Source organism: Streptomyces sp. NPDC090032 (assembly GCF_044748025.1).
Classification (GTDB): Bacteria; Actinomycetota; Actinomycetes; order Streptomycetales; family Streptomycetaceae; genus Streptomyces.
Map to the genome: position 1 here is coordinate 179,638 of NZ_JBIVFF010000010.1, position 13,345 is coordinate 192,982.

Annotated in this window: 16 protein-coding genes and 6 tRNA genes; 9 read left to right on the forward strand and 13 right to left on the reverse strand. The window is 71.3% G+C overall.

Features of this window, described 5'->3' with window-relative positions; genetic code table 11:
- Positions 1-320: 320 nt before the first annotated feature.
- Together ACIPWY_RS25280 and ACIPWY_RS25285 are read right to left on the reverse strand one after the other, a co-directional pair.
- Positions 321-392: transfer RNA gene (locus tag ACIPWY_RS25280), tRNA-Val, on the reverse strand.
- A gap of 85 nt (positions 393-477) precedes the next feature.
- Entirely contained in the window at positions 478-924 is a 447-nt protein-coding gene (locus ACIPWY_RS25285; protein ID WP_362906040.1) for a TIGR02611 family protein, read from the reverse strand.
- 190 nt (positions 925-1,114) lie between these two features.
- On the opposite strand from ACIPWY_RS25285, the gene ACIPWY_RS25290 reads away from it, so the two are divergent.
- Both ACIPWY_RS25290 and ACIPWY_RS25295 read left to right on the forward strand, forming a co-directional pair.
- Entirely contained in the window at positions 1,115-1,528 is a 414-nt protein-coding gene (locus ACIPWY_RS25290; protein ID WP_003959770.1) for an SsgA family sporulation/cell division regulator, read from the forward strand.
- 285 nt (positions 1,529-1,813) lie between these two features.
- Complete coding sequence (locus ACIPWY_RS25295; RefSeq protein WP_362906038.1) at positions 1,814-2,374, forward strand: CGNR zinc finger domain-containing protein; 561 nt, start codon at positions 1,814-1,816, stop codon at positions 2,372-2,374.
- 13 nt (positions 2,375-2,387) lie between these two features.
- Here the strand turns inward: ACIPWY_RS25295 and ACIPWY_RS25300 are convergent, their stop codons facing one another.
- Together ACIPWY_RS25300 and ACIPWY_RS25305 are read right to left on the reverse strand one after the other, a co-directional pair.
- On the reverse strand, positions 2,388-2,567 hold the full coding sequence (locus ACIPWY_RS25300; RefSeq protein ID WP_383887729.1) for a hypothetical protein: 180 nt from the start codon (positions 2,565-2,567) through the stop codon (positions 2,388-2,390).
- A 165-nt stretch (positions 2,568-2,732) separates the two neighbouring features.
- Positions 2,733-3,170: a hypothetical protein gene (locus ACIPWY_RS25305; protein WP_362906034.1), complete on the reverse strand. Its 438-nt coding sequence runs from the start codon at positions 3,168-3,170 to the stop codon at positions 2,733-2,735.
- A 227-nt stretch (positions 3,171-3,397) separates the two neighbouring features.
- Between ACIPWY_RS25305 and ACIPWY_RS25310 the strand changes: the two genes are divergently transcribed.
- Positions 3,398-3,919, forward strand: coding sequence for a DsbA family protein (locus tag ACIPWY_RS25310; protein ID WP_362906032.1), 522 nt, complete (start codon positions 3,398-3,400; stop codon positions 3,917-3,919).
- A gap of 35 nt (positions 3,920-3,954) precedes the next feature.
- On the opposite strand, the gene ACIPWY_RS25315 is transcribed toward ACIPWY_RS25310, so the two are convergent.
- From ACIPWY_RS25315 to ACIPWY_RS25325, 3 genes are read right to left on the reverse strand one after another with little or no spacing between them, the layout of a single operon-like run.
- Positions 3,955-4,779, reverse strand: a complete 825-nt coding sequence (locus ACIPWY_RS25315; RefSeq protein WP_393704026.1) for a GNAT family N-acetyltransferase — start codon at positions 4,777-4,779, stop codon at positions 3,955-3,957.
- Between the two features lie 59 nt (positions 4,780-4,838).
- On the reverse strand, positions 4,839-5,660 hold the full coding sequence (locus ACIPWY_RS25320; protein WP_362906028.1) for an aminodeoxychorismate lyase: 822 nt from the start codon (positions 5,658-5,660) through the stop codon (positions 4,839-4,841).
- A complete protein-coding gene (locus ACIPWY_RS25325) occupies positions 5,657-6,712 on the reverse strand; it encodes a chorismate-binding protein (protein WP_393704023.1) in 1,056 nt (351 codons plus the stop codon). The genes ACIPWY_RS25320 and ACIPWY_RS25325 overlap by 4 nt, the downstream gene beginning before the upstream one ends.
- A gap of 145 nt (positions 6,713-6,857) precedes the next feature.
- Between ACIPWY_RS25325 and ACIPWY_RS25330 the strand changes: the two genes are divergently transcribed.
- The 5 genes from ACIPWY_RS25330 (at position 6,858) to ACIPWY_RS25350 (ending at position 7,343) form a co-directional block, all read left to right on the forward strand.
- Positions 6,858-6,930, forward strand: a tRNA-Gly gene (locus tag ACIPWY_RS25330).
- Between the two features lie 37 nt (positions 6,931-6,967).
- Positions 6,968-7,041 (forward strand) — tRNA-Cys (locus ACIPWY_RS25335).
- 1 nt (position 7,042) lies between these two features.
- Positions 7,043-7,114: transfer RNA gene (locus ACIPWY_RS25340), tRNA-Val, on the forward strand.
- A gap of 43 nt (positions 7,115-7,157) precedes the next feature.
- Positions 7,158-7,229, forward strand: a tRNA-Val gene (locus ACIPWY_RS25345).
- Between the two features lie 42 nt (positions 7,230-7,271).
- Positions 7,272-7,343: transfer RNA gene (locus tag ACIPWY_RS25350), tRNA-Val, on the forward strand.
- A 54-nt stretch (positions 7,344-7,397) separates the two neighbouring features.
- On the opposite strand, the gene ACIPWY_RS25355 is transcribed toward ACIPWY_RS25350, so the two are convergent.
- From ACIPWY_RS25355 to ACIPWY_RS25370, 4 genes are all read right to left on the reverse strand, one after another.
- Complete coding sequence (locus tag ACIPWY_RS25355) at positions 7,398-7,682, reverse strand: zf-TFIIB domain-containing protein (RefSeq protein WP_100597023.1); 285 nt, start codon at positions 7,680-7,682, stop codon at positions 7,398-7,400.
- Positions 7,683-7,751: 69 nt separating this feature from the next.
- Positions 7,752-8,699, reverse strand: a complete 948-nt coding sequence (locus ACIPWY_RS25360; protein WP_393704021.1) for a phosphotransferase family protein — start codon at positions 8,697-8,699, stop codon at positions 7,752-7,754.
- 200 nt (positions 8,700-8,899) lie between these two features.
- Positions 8,900-9,106, reverse strand: a complete 207-nt coding sequence (locus ACIPWY_RS25365; protein ID WP_362906021.1) for a hypothetical protein — start codon at positions 9,104-9,106, stop codon at positions 8,900-8,902.
- A 197-nt stretch (positions 9,107-9,303) separates the two neighbouring features.
- Positions 9,304-9,591: a hypothetical protein gene (locus tag ACIPWY_RS25370; protein ID WP_362906019.1), complete on the reverse strand. Its 288-nt coding sequence runs from the start codon at positions 9,589-9,591 to the stop codon at positions 9,304-9,306.
- Positions 9,592-9,787: 196 nt separating this feature from the next.
- On the opposite strand from ACIPWY_RS25370, the gene ACIPWY_RS25375 reads away from it, so the two are divergent.
- The gene (locus tag ACIPWY_RS25375; protein ID WP_362906017.1) at positions 9,788-11,053 is read left to right on the forward strand and encodes a serine/threonine-protein kinase; all 1,266 of its coding nucleotides are present in this window, start codon (positions 9,788-9,790) and stop codon (positions 11,051-11,053) included.
- A 27-nt stretch (positions 11,054-11,080) separates the two neighbouring features.
- Here the strand turns inward: ACIPWY_RS25375 and ACIPWY_RS25380 are convergent, their stop codons facing one another.
- Positions 11,081-11,908 carry an RNA methyltransferase gene (locus ACIPWY_RS25380; RefSeq protein WP_362906015.1) on the reverse strand — a complete coding sequence of 276 codons (828 nt, stop codon included), beginning with the start codon at positions 11,906-11,908 and terminating at the stop codon, positions 11,081-11,083.
- Positions 11,909-11,996: 88 nt separating this feature from the next.
- The gene (cobA, locus tag ACIPWY_RS25385) at positions 11,997-13,232 is read right to left on the reverse strand and encodes a uroporphyrinogen-III C-methyltransferase (RefSeq protein ID WP_393704017.1); all 1,236 of its coding nucleotides are present in this window, start codon (positions 13,230-13,232) and stop codon (positions 11,997-11,999) included.
- Between the last annotated feature and the right edge of the window lie 113 nt (positions 13,233-13,345).

The following is a 13,345-nucleotide window of genomic DNA, read 5'->3' on the forward strand; positions in this document are numbered from 1 at the left end:
GCGAGTCTCCCCCGTTACGCGGCGGCCCACGTGCATGTGAATTGGCACGATGGCGACGGACATTGATTCACCGTCAGAACTCCGGATTCCCGGCGAAGTCCGGAACTCTGAAACGGGGTCAGGTTCGTCCGCCCTTCGAATTACCGAAGAGGTCTCGCCGGGTTATCCCCATGCGTCCGAATGGATTATGGGATTCCTGTTCCGGTCGCCGGACACCGGGGGCTCTCCGCCACCGGAAAGCGCTTGCCCATCACGGCGGCACGACACGGAAACGCCGAGGGCCCCGGAGGCTTGAAGCCTCCGGGGCCCTCGGTCCGGGGTGGGCGATACTGGGTTCGAACCAGTGACCTCTTCGGTGTGAACGAAGCGCTCTCCCACTGAGCTAATCGCCCGGGCGCAGAGAGAACATTACCGCATGTCAGCGGGTGCTCCGACCAGCCCCGACGCCCCCGGCGCGACCCTCTCGGGCCACCCCGCTCACTCCTTGATCTTCCACGGCATCTCGAAGCCGAACTTCCACACATAGACCCCGACGAGCACGGCGATGATCACCACGCCGATCGACGTCAGGATGATGTTCCGCCGGCGCACCGCCGGGTCGAGCGCGCGCTGTGTGGCCTCGGTGACCTTGCGCTTCGTCCAACGCAGCACGAGCTGCGCCCAGACGAACTCGGTCGCCCAGATCGCCATGCCACCGAAGATCACCAGCCAGCCCGGACCCGGCAGCGGCAGCATGATCACGCCTGCCACCACGACCGCGAGCCCCACCACGAAGATGCCGACCTGCCAGCTCACGTGCAGGACCTTGCGGGCCTTGATGAACTCCGGCGCCCGCGAACCGAGCTCCTGCCCGGCCTTCGTCCCGTCCCCCGTCGTCGCGGCCCCGGATTCAGACTCGGCCGCCTCGTCACTCCCCGTATTCATACAGCCAAACCTACCCGACGGAAACCCGTCACCGGAATGGACGCTCCGGAACAAGAAAGACTCCGCCGTCCGAGCTACCTAAAGCCACCGAAAACACTCAGAGGGGTTTACAACGGCACCGTAGGTGGCATGTCGATTTCGCCGACGTGCGAATCCCCGAGCGCACACTGAGCGAAAGGCCCTGGCGCTTATGAACACCACGGTCAGCTGCGAGCTGCACCTGCGCCTCGTTGTGTCGAGCGAGTCCTCACTGCCTGTACCCGCAGGACTGCGGTATGACACGGCCGATCCCTACGCCGTGCACGCCACCTTCCACACCGGAGCAGAAGAGACGGTCGAGTGGGTGTTCGCCCGCGATCTGCTCGCCGAGGGCCTGCACCGGCCCACCGGCACCGGCGACGTCCGAGTCTGGCCATCCCGAAGTCATGGTCAGGGTGTCGTCTGCATCGCTCTGAGTTCTCCGGAGGGCGAGGCTCTGCTCGAAGCCCCTGCGCGGGCTCTGGAGTCGTTCCTGAAGAGGACCGACGCGGCCGTGCCACCCGGCACGGAACACCGTCACTTCGATCTCGACACGGAGCTCTCACACATCCTGGCCGAAAGCTAAGGCCTGGAGCCGACGCCGGCGCACTGTCGGAGTCACGCACCGCGAGAGCCGCTCGACGCCGTCCACTCGGGGAGACGGACCGAGCCACAACAACCGCATACGGTATACATCGACGCCGCCGCCGTGGGTTCTCCCACGGGGGCGGCGTCGGTGCGTCCGTGGACCGGCGGGCAGGCGCCGCACGCCCGACCGGACCTATAACATCGGCCAGCATCGGCGGGCACAGTTCCCCAAGCTCTTGATGAGCAGGGGAGACCCCACTACCCCCAGGCCAGGGAGCAAATCGTGCTGATCACCCACGACACCCGGTGCGCCCTCGACACCGTGGTCGATCTGGTGAACACCGCACCGGACGACGAGCAGGCCGCCGACGGGCTGGCCGATGTGACGGCCCTGGGCGAATTCGTACGAAGGAACGACATCAGCGACGTCGGGGTGCTCGCGGAGCGTGACCTCGACTCGGTACAGCGTGTGAGGGGGCGGTTCGCCGCGGTGTTCGCGGCATCCGATCCGCACGCCGCGGCCTCAGTCATCAACGAGCTGGTCGCCGCCGCGGGCACCACGCCGCGTCTGACCGACCACGACGGCTACGACTGGCACGTGCACTACTTCGCGCCCGGCGCGTCCGTCGCCGACCACCTGGCGGCCGACTGCGGGATGGCGCTCGCCTTCTTCGTGGTCGCCGGCGAACAGGAGCGGCTGCGGCGCTGCGAGGCCCCGGACTGCCGCCGGGCCTTCGTGGACCTCTCACGCAACCGGTCCCGCAGGTACTGCGACAGCCGCACCTGTGGAAACCGCTTGCACGTGGCGGCGTACCGGGCACGCCGCAAGGAGGCGGCGGGCTGACCCGGTCGCGCCCTCACAGCAGGAACAGATCGTGCAGCGAAGCCAGGAGCAGCAGGCAGCCGATCACCGCCAGAAAGATCATCAAGGGCGGCTGTGACAGTGCGAAGAGGCAGCCTCGTCGTTCGTCGGCCATGAGGCCGTCATGTCGCTCGTCGGCCTGCGGGGCGGTACCGCCCTGTGTGGTGTCCAGCATCTCGCGGCGATCATGACGCAGTCGGCGTACCGCAGTCGATCAACACGCTCAAAAGAAGCGGGAGTTCGCCGGATCCCGTGACGTGGGCGGTACGGGGTGGACCGGGAAGAGTCCAAGTCCTTCCGTTTCCGACCGTGGTCGACCGGCCGCGCGACGTGCCCCGGGTCAGATCCCGTGCTTCTTCAGAATCGCCTCGATGTCACTGAAGTCCTCGGATGCGGGCTTCGCGGCGGGGCGGGTCGCCGCGGGCCGGGCGCTCTGTCCCAGGGACGGGGCGGAAGCGGCGGGCGCGACGGCCTGGGCCTCGGCGGCGGCCTTGGCCGCCTTGCGCTCCTTACGCGTGCCCCCGCCGCGGCGCTCCAGCGCGCGGGTCCCCATGAACAGGAGCCAGGCGCCGCCGAGCACGACGAAACCGGCCCACGCCGTCGGACTGAAAGCGGTGTCCGCCAGCCAGCCGACCGCACCGGTCATCACCAGACCGATCGGCACCAGCGAATAGGCCGCTATGCGCGCGGCCGCGAGGAAACGCTTCCGGTACGCGGTGACCGCGGCGATGCCAAGACCGGCCACGGAAACGGCGGAACAGACGGTCTCGGCAATCATCCGGTCCTCCTGGCACAAGCAGCGGTCGACGGAGCATTCCGTCCCCTCCATCGTGCACCGCCCGGGGTCCGCAGGCCACGGTCCAGCCCGACCTCAGGGACATTTCCGGGTACGGCCTCCTCCGCAGGTCCCGGTCCGGGCCGGGCCGCGAGGGTCCGACCGGGTGGGGCAAGCGTCGTCACAGGTGCCGGTTGGGGTCCTCGGCGCCCGGCTGGAAGACTGGACCCATGAACGACGCCTCTCCCGCCTCCGCCCCTCAGGGCCGCCCCGTCCTCGACGTCTGGTGCGAGCTCCAGTGCCCCGACTGCCGCACCGCTCTCGACGACGTGCGCGCGCTCCGGGCGCGCTACGGCGACCGCATCGACCTGCGTCTGCGGCACTTCCCGCTGGAGAAGCACAAGCACGCCTTCGCCGGCGCGCAGGCCGCGGAGGAGGCGTTCGAGCAGGGGCAGGGCTGGCCGTACGTGGAGGCCGTGCTCGGCCGGGTCGAGGAGCTCGACCGCAAGGGCGAGCCGTTCCTCGTCGAGGTCGCCCGCGAACTCGACCTGGACGCCGAGGAGTTCGACACCGCGCTCGTCGACGGCCGCCACATCCTGATCGTCGACGCGGACCAGGCCGAGGGCAAGGCGATCGGCGTGACGGGCACGCCCACGTACGTCATCGACGGCGAGCGGCTCGACGGCGGGAAGAGCCAGGACGGCCTGCGCGAGCGCGTCGAGGCGATCGTCGACCGGCTGCTCGGCTCGTAGCCCCGCCCTCTGCCCGCCCCTGCCCGCGCGGCCGCTCAGAGCAGCGGCTTGTAGAGGTGGAACTCGGTCGCCCGGAATCCGAGTGACTCGTACAGGCGGACGGCCGGGGTGTTGCCCGCGAAGACGTTGAGCCCCAGACGGGCGACGCCCGCGGCGCGTGACTCGGCCTCCGCGAGAAGCATCAGCGAGCGCCCGTGGCCGAGCCCGCGGTGCCCGGCTGCCACCTCGACGTCGTAGACGTAGGCGCTCTCGCCGCGCAGCGCGACCCACAGCGTGCCCACGACCGCGCCGTCCGCCTCGAGGACGCTCAGGACCGAGTCCCGAGTATCGAGCCCATCCGCGAGCGTCGCCGCGTGATCGGCCTCGGCCTTGGCGCGCGCCTGGGCCTCGGGGACACCCCGGTCGACCAGGCTGCGCACGTACCCGGCCCGCGTGTGCGTCTCCCACGCGGTGAACTCGGGGCCGGTCATCCGCCGTCCCGTGCTGCCCGCCGGGAGGGCGGGGGGCTCGGCGGGGATCTCCTTCTCCATGTTCCGGTTGCGCTCGACGTAGCCGAGGGCGGTGGCCAGGGCGAGGGCGCGCTCGGCCGACGCGGGGATCGAGACCTCGATCCGGCCGCAGCCCCAGCCGCGCGCCACCTCCTCGGCGGCGAGCGCGGCCACGGTGCCACGGCCCCGCCCGCGATCCGCCTCGTCGATCCGCAGATCACGGATCCGGGCCACCCCCTCGCCGTAGCCGGGATGGGTGCCCAGACGCAGTTCGCCGACGGGGCGGCTGTTCACACACACCTGGTAGTGGCGTGACCGCGTCCCGTCGGCGGCGCGCTGAAGCGGCTCGGTCGGCCGCAGAGTGGTGGTCATCAGGGGTGTTCTACCCGCCCGGTGACCACCCCGTCACCCGGATTACGAGTCGCTTCGGATCACGGGTCGAGGTCGTCCGCCGCGCGCTCGTCGAAGACGCGCATCGCCTTGGCGGTGACGGGTCCGGGCGCGCCCGGCAGTTCACGTCCGTCGACCCGGTGCACGCCCTGCACATCACGCAGCGTGGACGTCAGGAAGATCTCGTCGGCGCGCTCGAGGACGTCCAGCGGCAGATCGGTCTCCTTGGCGCCGGTCCACTCGACGGCCAGCGCGCGCGTGATGCCCGCGAGGCAGCCCGAGGCGACCGGCGGGGTGTGGACCTCACCGTCGAGGACGACGAAGACGTTCGACCCCGTGCCCTCGCACAGCTGCCCCACCGTGTTGGCGAACAGCGCCTCGGAGGCGCCCTGTTCGCGCGCGCGGGCGAGCGCGACGACGTTCTCCGCGTACGAGGTGGTCTTGAGGCCGGTGAGCGCGCCGCGTTCGTTGCGTGTCCACGGAACGGTGACCGTGGCGGTGGAGTCGGGACGCCGGGTGGCCTCGCCGAGGGCGACCACCAGCGTCGCCCCGGCCTCACCGCGGTCGGAACCCAGCGGGGAGAGCCCTCCGGTGTACGTGATCCGCAGCCGGCCGAGCGGCATGGGGTTGGCCGCGAGGACGGCGTCGCAGGCCCGGCGCACCTCGTCGAGGTCGGGCTCGGGCAGACCGAGACCGCGCGCGGAGCGGGCCAGCCGGTCCAGGTGGCGGGTCAGCGCGAACGGCTTCCCGTCGACCGACTTCACGGTCTCGAAAATGCCGTCGCCCACGGTCAGGCCGTGGTCGAACACCGAGACACGGGCGGCCTCAAGGTCCTGCAGTGTGCCGTCGAGCCAGATCTTCACGTAGGGATCCCTCCACTTTCCTCGTACGTACCCGACGCTACCGCTAGCAGCCGGGAAGCCTTCAGTTCGGTCTCCCGCCACTCACCGTCGGGGTCGGAGCCCCAGGTGATGCCGGCGCCGGTGCCGAACCGCAGGACGCCCTCGGCCCGGTCGGCCCAGAACGTGCGGATCCCGACGGCCAGCTCGCCGGTACCCCGGTCGGCGTCGACCCAGCCGATGCCGCCGCAGTACGGACCTCGGGGCGCCGTCTCCAGGGCGTCGATGATGCGCAGGGCGCTGGACTTGGGCGCTCCGGTGACCGAGCCGGGCGGAAAGGCGGCGTCGAGCAGGTCACGCCAGCCGGCCCCTTCGCACAGTTCGCCGCGGACGGTGGAGACAAGGTGGACGAGGCCCGGGTGCTTCTCGACGACGCACAGCTCCGGGACGGTCACGGAACCGGACGCGCAGACGCGTCCGAGGTCGTTGCGGACCAGGTCCACGATCATCACGTTCTCCGCGTAGTCCTTCTCCAGGAGGTCCGCCTCGGTGCGGCCCGTGCCCTTGATCGGTCCGGATTCGATGATCCGCCCGGTGCGGCTCAGGAAGAGTTCGGGAGACGCGGTGGCTATCTCCACGCCGTGCGCGGGCAGCCGGATCGTCCCCGCGTAGGGGGCCGGGTTGCCGCGCGCGAGGAGCGCCGTGAGGGCGTCCACATCCGCGTGCGGGAGAAGGGGCGCGGACAGGACGCGGCAGAGATTGGCCTGATAGACCTCGCCGGCCGCGATGTGGGAGCGGATCCTGCGGACGCCCTCGGTGTACGCGGTCCGGTCGAGGGACGACGTCCAGTCACCGGCCGCGGGCCCGTGCCAGGCGCCGGGCACGGGGGCGGGCACGGGCTCCTCCCGCACGGAGTCGAAGCGGGCGCACACGAGGCGGCCCTCGAAGTCGGCGGAGACGGCCCAGAAGCCGGCGGAGTCCAGCGCCTCGGGATCGCTGGTCACATCGCGCAACTCGGTCGCTACGAGACCGCCGAAGCGGGCCAGTGGGGGCAGGTCGTGAGGGAGGTCGCGCACGTCTTCGAGTCTATGGCGGGTGTCCCCCGCGTGACCGGGGGTGGTCGCACCGCAGCACGCTGCGCAAACGCGTTTTTGTACTGGCCCAGGAATCCGCTAGAGTTCAACACGTCGCCGGGACGCGCAAGCGAAACGGAAACGACAAGCGGACGTAGCTCAGTTGGTAGAGCGCAACCTTGCCAAGGTTGAGGTCGCCAGTTCGAACCTGGTCGTCCGCTCAGGAAGTGGGGGATCTTCCCGAACCCCCACACTCCTGGTGGAGTGGCCGAGAGGCGAGGCAACGGCCTGCAAAGCCGTCTACACGGGTTCAAATCCCGTCTCCACCTCCAAGGACGATTAGCTCAGCGGGAGAGCGCTTCCCTGACACGGAAGAGGTCACTGGTTCAATCCCAGTATCGTCCACTGGATCATCGCGAAGGTCATCTTCCCGACGATCCGAATCCCCGCGCGATTAGCTCAGCGGGAGAGCGCTTCCCTGACACGGAAGAGGTCACTGGTTCAATCCCAGTATCGCGCACGCAGCACCACTCACGGGTCCTGATACAGTCTGGTCCGTCCCGCGCGATTAGCTCAGCGGGAGAGCGCTTCCCTGACACGGAAGAGGTCACTGGTTCAATCCCAGTATCGCGCACAGTCAAGAAGCCCCCAGCCTTTCGGCCGGGGGCTTCTTCACGTGCGGGGCGGCTCAGGAGGAGAAGAGCATCCGGCCGAAGCCGCCCTTGTGGTGGCCGTGGTGACCGTGGTGCCCGCCGTGGTGCGGGGCACCCCAGGCCGGGGCGGGGGCCGACGGGTACGCCTGCGGGGCCGGTGGCGCGGGCGGCGCCTGCTGCTGCCACTGGGACTCGAGCCGCGTCAGGGACTCGAGCTCGCCGTAGTCCAGGAATATCCCCCGGCAGCCGCTGCACTGCTCGATCTGGACGCCATTGCGGTTGTACGTGTGCATCGGTGCGTGACACTTGGGGCACTGCATGGTCGGCTCAACTCCTCGCCGTTCGGCACTTCTTCGCCGGAACACTTCCCGGCACCGGTCCGTTGCACCCTACTTCGCGGCGTCGTGTGCCAACTCGGCCGGTACCGCTGCCATTCGGTCACAGGCGTCGACCAACGCCTCCTCCGCCTCGTCCAGCGCCCGGCCGGCCGCGGCGGCCTTGGCGACGGCGAGGGCCGCGGTCTGGACGGTGAGGGCGCGGGCCGGGGCGTCCAGTGCGGGCCAGGGGTCGCCCTGGAGCGACGGAGCGCCGCCCGCCTCCTGGTACGCGGTGAGGAACCTGGTCCACTCCTGTGCGGGAAGCAGGCCGCACGCGAACCACGCGGCGGGGCGGGCGAGGTCCCAGGCCGGGTCTCCGGTGCCGAGGTCGTCGACGTCGATCAGGAGCCAGGGGCCGGTGTCCGCGGGGCGGCGGACGAGCTGGCCGAGGTGCAGGTCGCCGTGGCACAGGGCGGACGCGGGTCCGCCCGGGGTCTCGGCGCGGGCCCAGGGCGGCAGCCCCGACCAGGCGCGCAGGATCGGCGCGGACGCCGGGTGGGGTCCGGCCGCCAGGAGCCGCGCGACGGCGAGGGCCGCCTTGACCGGGCCGCGCATGGGCGGGACCGGGCCCGGGAGTTCCGCCACCGGCGCGGTGTGGAGTCGGGCCAGGAGCTTGGCCGCGTCCTCCCACGGTGCGTGTTCGGGGGCGTCGGGGTCCACGGGGCTGCCGTGCGGCCAGAACGTGACGAGCCGGTCGTGCAGATCCGTCGCGACCGGCGTGAGCGGCGGCAGCAGGATCCCGGGGAGTGCGGCCGCCGCGGCGATGCGGGCGTTGAGCTCCGCGGGGTCCGTGCCCGGGGCGTGGGCCTTCGCGACGACGTCGCCGTGGCGGACGACCGTGCCGTCCGTCCGGTCGGCGAGTACGGCGCCTGCGGCCCGGCAGGCGCAGGGTCCGTGGCTGCCATGCGCCGCGCCGCGTGCCGTGGCGGTGAGTGCGGACAGCAGGACAGGTGCGGTCATCGGTGGTTCCCCCTGGGTGGTGTCACCGTGAGCGTACGCAGCATCCGACAGGTGGGTCCTACCGGTGCGCGGGCAGAACAATGGCCGCGCAGCTCCCCAGCTGCGCGGCCATCATGTGCCGTCCGCCGCACCCCCGTCCCCACGGGGTTTCATGGCCGGATGTCCCCGCCCGGACCGCTCTTCCGGGCCTGGGGCGCCGCTCAGCGCCCCAGCATCACGCCCACGGACGACGCTTGTGTGACCACCGCATCCCAGCCGCCGAAGGCGACTACGAGCAGGGCCGCCAGGGGAAGAACCATGGCCGCAGCCACCAAGGGATGACGGCGCTCGGAACGACGGCCGCCGAACGCGGCGAATGCCCTGCGTCCCTGCGTGCGGACCATCGTCCGCGGTGCCGTGTCCGCCATGGTTCCTCTCCCGGTCAAGATCTTCGGTTTGGCAGCGGCGGGTACCTGACCTCGGGGGACGAGTGCTTGCACCCGCCGCTTGACCTCAAATCTAGGCGCGTCGGGAGCCACGGTCGTCATGCCCTCGTACCGAATGCCGGGCCTCCCGGAGGATGACCGCCGCCACCTCGACTACTCCCCTGGGTGGAGAAGAGGACCTAGGTCCTCGGCTGGGTCTCGGGGTCTTCCCGGAGGGGACGCGTGGCGCGGTCCGCCGCCTCCGAGGGCTCCTCCCTGGGTACGGGCTGCTCGACCAGGGCCAGCACCCGGGTCGCCATGAAACGTGCCGTACGCACGACAGAGCCGGAGCGGGTGACTTCGCTCACTTCCACCACGCCTCTACGGACCGCCGTCTCGACCCGGCGCCCCGCCCGGCTTGCCACCACCTCGTACGTGCGCGTCGTGTCCCCCGCGTCTACGACTATCTCCACTCGGTCACCCTTCACAGGCCCAATCCCCCTTCTACGACGGATGGTTGGCGATCAGGGCAGCCGCGGACCGCACCGCTCCCGCTTTCCCTGACCACCTCTCAAGTTTCCCACCGGGCACTGACAATCGATCGGATCGCGAGGGCGCGGCCTATGCGCGCACCCGGCCGCGGAAACGTAAGCTGTCGCTCGTCAAACGGACCGGGCAGCGGGGATGGACATGGCGATGATGCGCCTGAGGCGCGAGGACCCGCGTGTCGTCGGCTCGTTCAGGATTCACCGGCGGCTCGGCGCGGGCGGGATGGGCGTCGTCTATCTGGGGTCCGACCGCCGTGGCCAGCGCGTCGCGCTGAAGGTGATCCGGCCCGATCTGGCGGAGGACCAGGAGTTCAGGTCGCGCTTCGCGCGTGAGGTCTCCGCGGCCCGCAGGATCAGGGGCGGCTGCACGGCCCGCCTGGTCGCGGCCGATCTCGACACCGACAAGCCGTGGTTCGCCACCCAGTACGTCCCCGGGCCCTCGCTGCACGACAAGGTCGCCGAGGAGGGGCCGCTGGCCGCCTCCGACGTGGCCGCGGTCGGTGCGGCGCTCTCCGAGGGGCTCGTCGCCGTGCACGAGGCGGGTGTCGTACACCGCGACCTCAAGCCGTCGAACATCCTGCTGTCGCCCAAGGGCCCGCGCATCATCGACTTCGGCATCGCCTGGGCGACCGGCGCCTCCACGCTCACCCACGTCGGGACGGCCGTCGGATCCCCCGGGTTCCTCGCCCCCGAGCAGGTACGGGGCGCGGCCGTCACGCCCGCCACGGACGTCTTCGCGCTCGGCGCCACGCTCGCGTACGCGGCGATGGCCGACTCGCCCTTCGGGCACGGCAGTTCCGAAGTGATGCTGTACCGGGTCGTGCACGAGGAGGCCCAGCTGCACGGCGTGCCGGACGCGCTGTCCCCGCTGATCCGGGCCTGCCTCGCCAAGGACCCCGAGGAGCGGCCCAGCACGCTTCAACTGTCGCTGCGGCTCAAGGAGATCGCGGCCCGCGAGGCGCAGGGCCTCGGCGACGCCAGACCGCCCGGCCCTCGCGCCGACACCGACCGGCCCACGGGCCGGCTCGCCGAGAGTTACGCGGAGCAGCGCACGCAGCGCCGGGCGCCGCAGAGCACTCCCCCGCCGCGGCCGAGCAACGGTTCCTCACGGACCGGCAGCAGTACGCGGCCGGGCGCACCCCGCAACACGACGCGTTCGGGCTCGCGCCCCGCGCCCCGCAGCAACGGGGGTCGGCAGGGGCCGCGTACGACGGGCACCGGGAAGCGGCGGCCCGCCAATCCGCGGCTGCTGCGCCAGCGGCTCTTCGTGTTCGTGGTGGTGACGCTGCTCGTGGCACTGGGGATCGCGGCGGCGCAGGGCTGCCAGGGGCCGTCGCGCGGGCTCGGTGAGCCGCGCGACGGCGTGCACGCGCAGGAGACCCTGCCCCGTCCCTACCTCTGAGGTTCCGCGGTCAGGACGGTTCCGGGATCAGGACTGGGGTCGGCCGGTGGCCACGGCGTAGAACGCGACGGCGGCCGCCGCGCCCACGTTGAGCGAGTCGACGCCGTGGGCCATCGGGATGCGGACCCATTCGTCGGCGGCGACCAGGGCCTGGGTGGAGAGGCCGTCGCCTTCCGCGCCGAGCATCAGGGCCACGCGGTCCATCTTGTGCGGGGCCGCCTCGTCGAGGCTCTTCGCCTTCTCGTCGGGGGTGAGCGCGAGCAGGCTGAAGCCCGCCTCGCGCACCGATTCCAGGGACTTGGGCCAGGATTCGAGGCGCGCGTACGGGACCGAGAAGACGGCGCCCATGGAGACCTTCACCGAGCGGCGGTAGAGCGGGTCGGCGCAGTCCGGGGAGAGCAGGACCGCGTCCATGCCGAGCGCGGCCGCGCTGCGGAAGATGGCGCCGATGTTCGTGTGGTCGTTCACCGCTTCCATGACGACGACACGGCGCTGCGTGGCGAGGAGTTCGGCCGCGGTCGGGAGCGGCTTGCGCTGCATCGAGGCGAGGGCGCCTCGGTGCACGTGGTAGCCGGTGACGCGTTCGGCGAGGTCCGGGCTCACGGCGTAGACCGGGGCGGGGACCTCGTCGATGACGTCGCGCATGACGTCGACCCACTTGGCGGAGAGCAGCATGGAGCGCATCTCGTACCCGGCCTGCTTGGCCCGTCTGATCACCTTCTCGCCCTCGGCGATGAACAGGCCCTCGGCGGGCTCGCGCCTGCGGCGGAGCTCGACGTCGGTCAGGCCGATGTAGTCGCGCAGGCGCGGGTCGTCGGGATCTTCGATGGTGATGAGACCTTGAGCTTCAGCCACAGGTTGATACTGCCTTGTCCTGGGTGTGGTGCCAACGGCTCGGAGCAAGTTCCGTTACCGCTGGTTACATGTGGGGGTGGGTGAGGGGTTACGCGGTGTGCCGCGGGCCCACCGCGACGACGTCGCCGATGACGATGACGGCGGGGGGGCGCACCTCGTGGGTGCGGACGGCTTCCTCGACCGTCTCCAGCGTCGCGTCCACGCGGCGCTGGGCGGCCGTGGTGCCCTCCTGGACCAGGGCGACCGGCGTCTGCGCGGACTTGCCGTGCGCGATGAGGGTCTCGGCGATCCGGCCGATCTTGTCTACGCCCATCAGGACGACGAGGGTGCCGCGCAGCTTGGCGAGGGCGGGCCAGTCGACGAGCGAGCGCTCGTCGTCGGGCGCGACATGGCCGCTGACCACGGTGAACTCATGGGCGACGCCGCGGTGGGTGACCGGGATGCCGGCCGCGCCGGGCACGGAGATCGAGCTGGAGATGCCGGGGACGACCGTGTACGGGATGCCCTCGGCCTCCAGCGCGATGGCCTCTTCCATGCCGCGGCCGAAGACGTACGGGTCGCCGCCCTTGAGGCGTACGACGGCCTTGCCCTGCTTGGCGTGCTCGATGAGCGCGTTGTTGATGGCCTCCTGGGCCATGTAGCGGCCGTACGGGATCTTCGCCGCGTCGATGACCTCGACGTGCGGCGGGAGTTCGTCGAGCAGGTCGCGGGGGCCGAGCCGGTCCGCGATGACGACGTCCGCCTCGGCGAGGAGGCGTCGGCCGCGGACGGTGATCAGGTCGGGGTCGCCGGGTCCGCCGCCGACCAGGGAGACGCCGGTGCTGCGCGTGCGGTGGTGCGGGGCGACGAGCGTGCCGTCGCGCAGGCCCTCGACGATCGCGTCGCGCACGGCCGCCGTGTGCCGGGGGTCGCGACCGGCGGCGTCGGTGGTCAGGACGGCCACGGTGACGCCCTCGGAGCGGCCGGTGGCCGGCGTCCAGGCGGTGGCCGCGTCGGCGTCGTCGGAGCGGACGCACCAGACGCGGTGGCGCTCGGCCTCGGCTGAGGCCGCCTCGTTCGCGGTGCGGTCGCCGGTGGCGATGAGGGCGTACCAGGCGTCGGCCAGGTCGCCGTCCGCGTACGGGCGCCGCGACCAGCTGAGTTCGCCGCCGTCCGCCATGGCCTCCACCGAGGGCGTCGCGGTGGGCGAGACCAGGTGGATGTCGGCGCCCGCCGCGATGAGGGCCGGCAGGCGGCGCTGGGCGACCTGGCCGCCGCCGAGGACGACTACGCGGCGGCCGGTGAGGCGGAGGCCTACGGGGTACGCGGGGTGTTCTGCGGCCATGGGCGTGCGGCTCCTCGTGCGGGTCGTGCGTGTGACGGGTGATGCCTGTACGAGGCTCGCTTCGGCGCTGGAGCGGGCCTTTGACGTGCGCGTTCAGCGTACGGGGCGGGCGG

Bases quoted from the DNA above. Each gene is read 5' to 3' on its own strand.
- ACIPWY_RS25305 (WP_362906034.1), bottom strand. From the start codon at position 3,170: ATGATTGCCGAGACCGTCTGTTCCGCCGTTTCCGTGGCCGGTCTTGGC.
- ACIPWY_RS25360 (WP_393704021.1), bottom strand. From the start codon at position 8,699: ATGACCGCACCTGTCCTGCTGTCCGCACTCACCGCCACGGCACGCGGC.
- ACIPWY_RS25365 (WP_362906021.1), bottom strand. From the start codon at position 9,106: ATGGCGGACACGGCACCGCGGACGATGGTCCGCACGCAGGGACGCAGG.
- ACIPWY_RS25315 (WP_393704026.1), bottom strand. From the start codon at position 4,779: ATGACCACCACTCTGCGGCCGACCGAGCCGCTTCAGCGCGCCGCCGAC.
- ACIPWY_RS25355 (WP_100597023.1), bottom strand. From the start codon at position 7,682: ATGCAGTGCCCCAAGTGTCACGCACCGATGCACACGTACAACCGCAAT.
- cobA (WP_393704017.1), bottom strand. From the start codon at position 13,232: ATGGCCGCAGAACACCCCGCGTACCCCGTAGGCCTCCGCCTCACCGGC.
- ACIPWY_RS25300 (WP_383887729.1), bottom strand. From the start codon at position 2,567: ATGCTGGACACCACACAGGGCGGTACCGCCCCGCAGGCCGACGAGCGA.
- ACIPWY_RS25375 (WP_362906017.1), top strand. From the start codon at position 9,788: ATGGACATGGCGATGATGCGCCTGAGGCGCGAGGACCCGCGTGTCGTC.
- ACIPWY_RS25310 (WP_362906032.1), top strand. From the start codon at position 3,398: ATGAACGACGCCTCTCCCGCCTCCGCCCCTCAGGGCCGCCCCGTCCTC.
- ACIPWY_RS25285 (WP_362906040.1), bottom strand. From the start codon at position 924: ATGAATACGGGGAGTGACGAGGCGGCCGAGTCTGAATCCGGGGCCGCG.
- ACIPWY_RS25290 (WP_003959770.1), top strand. From the start codon at position 1,115: ATGAACACCACGGTCAGCTGCGAGCTGCACCTGCGCCTCGTTGTGTCG.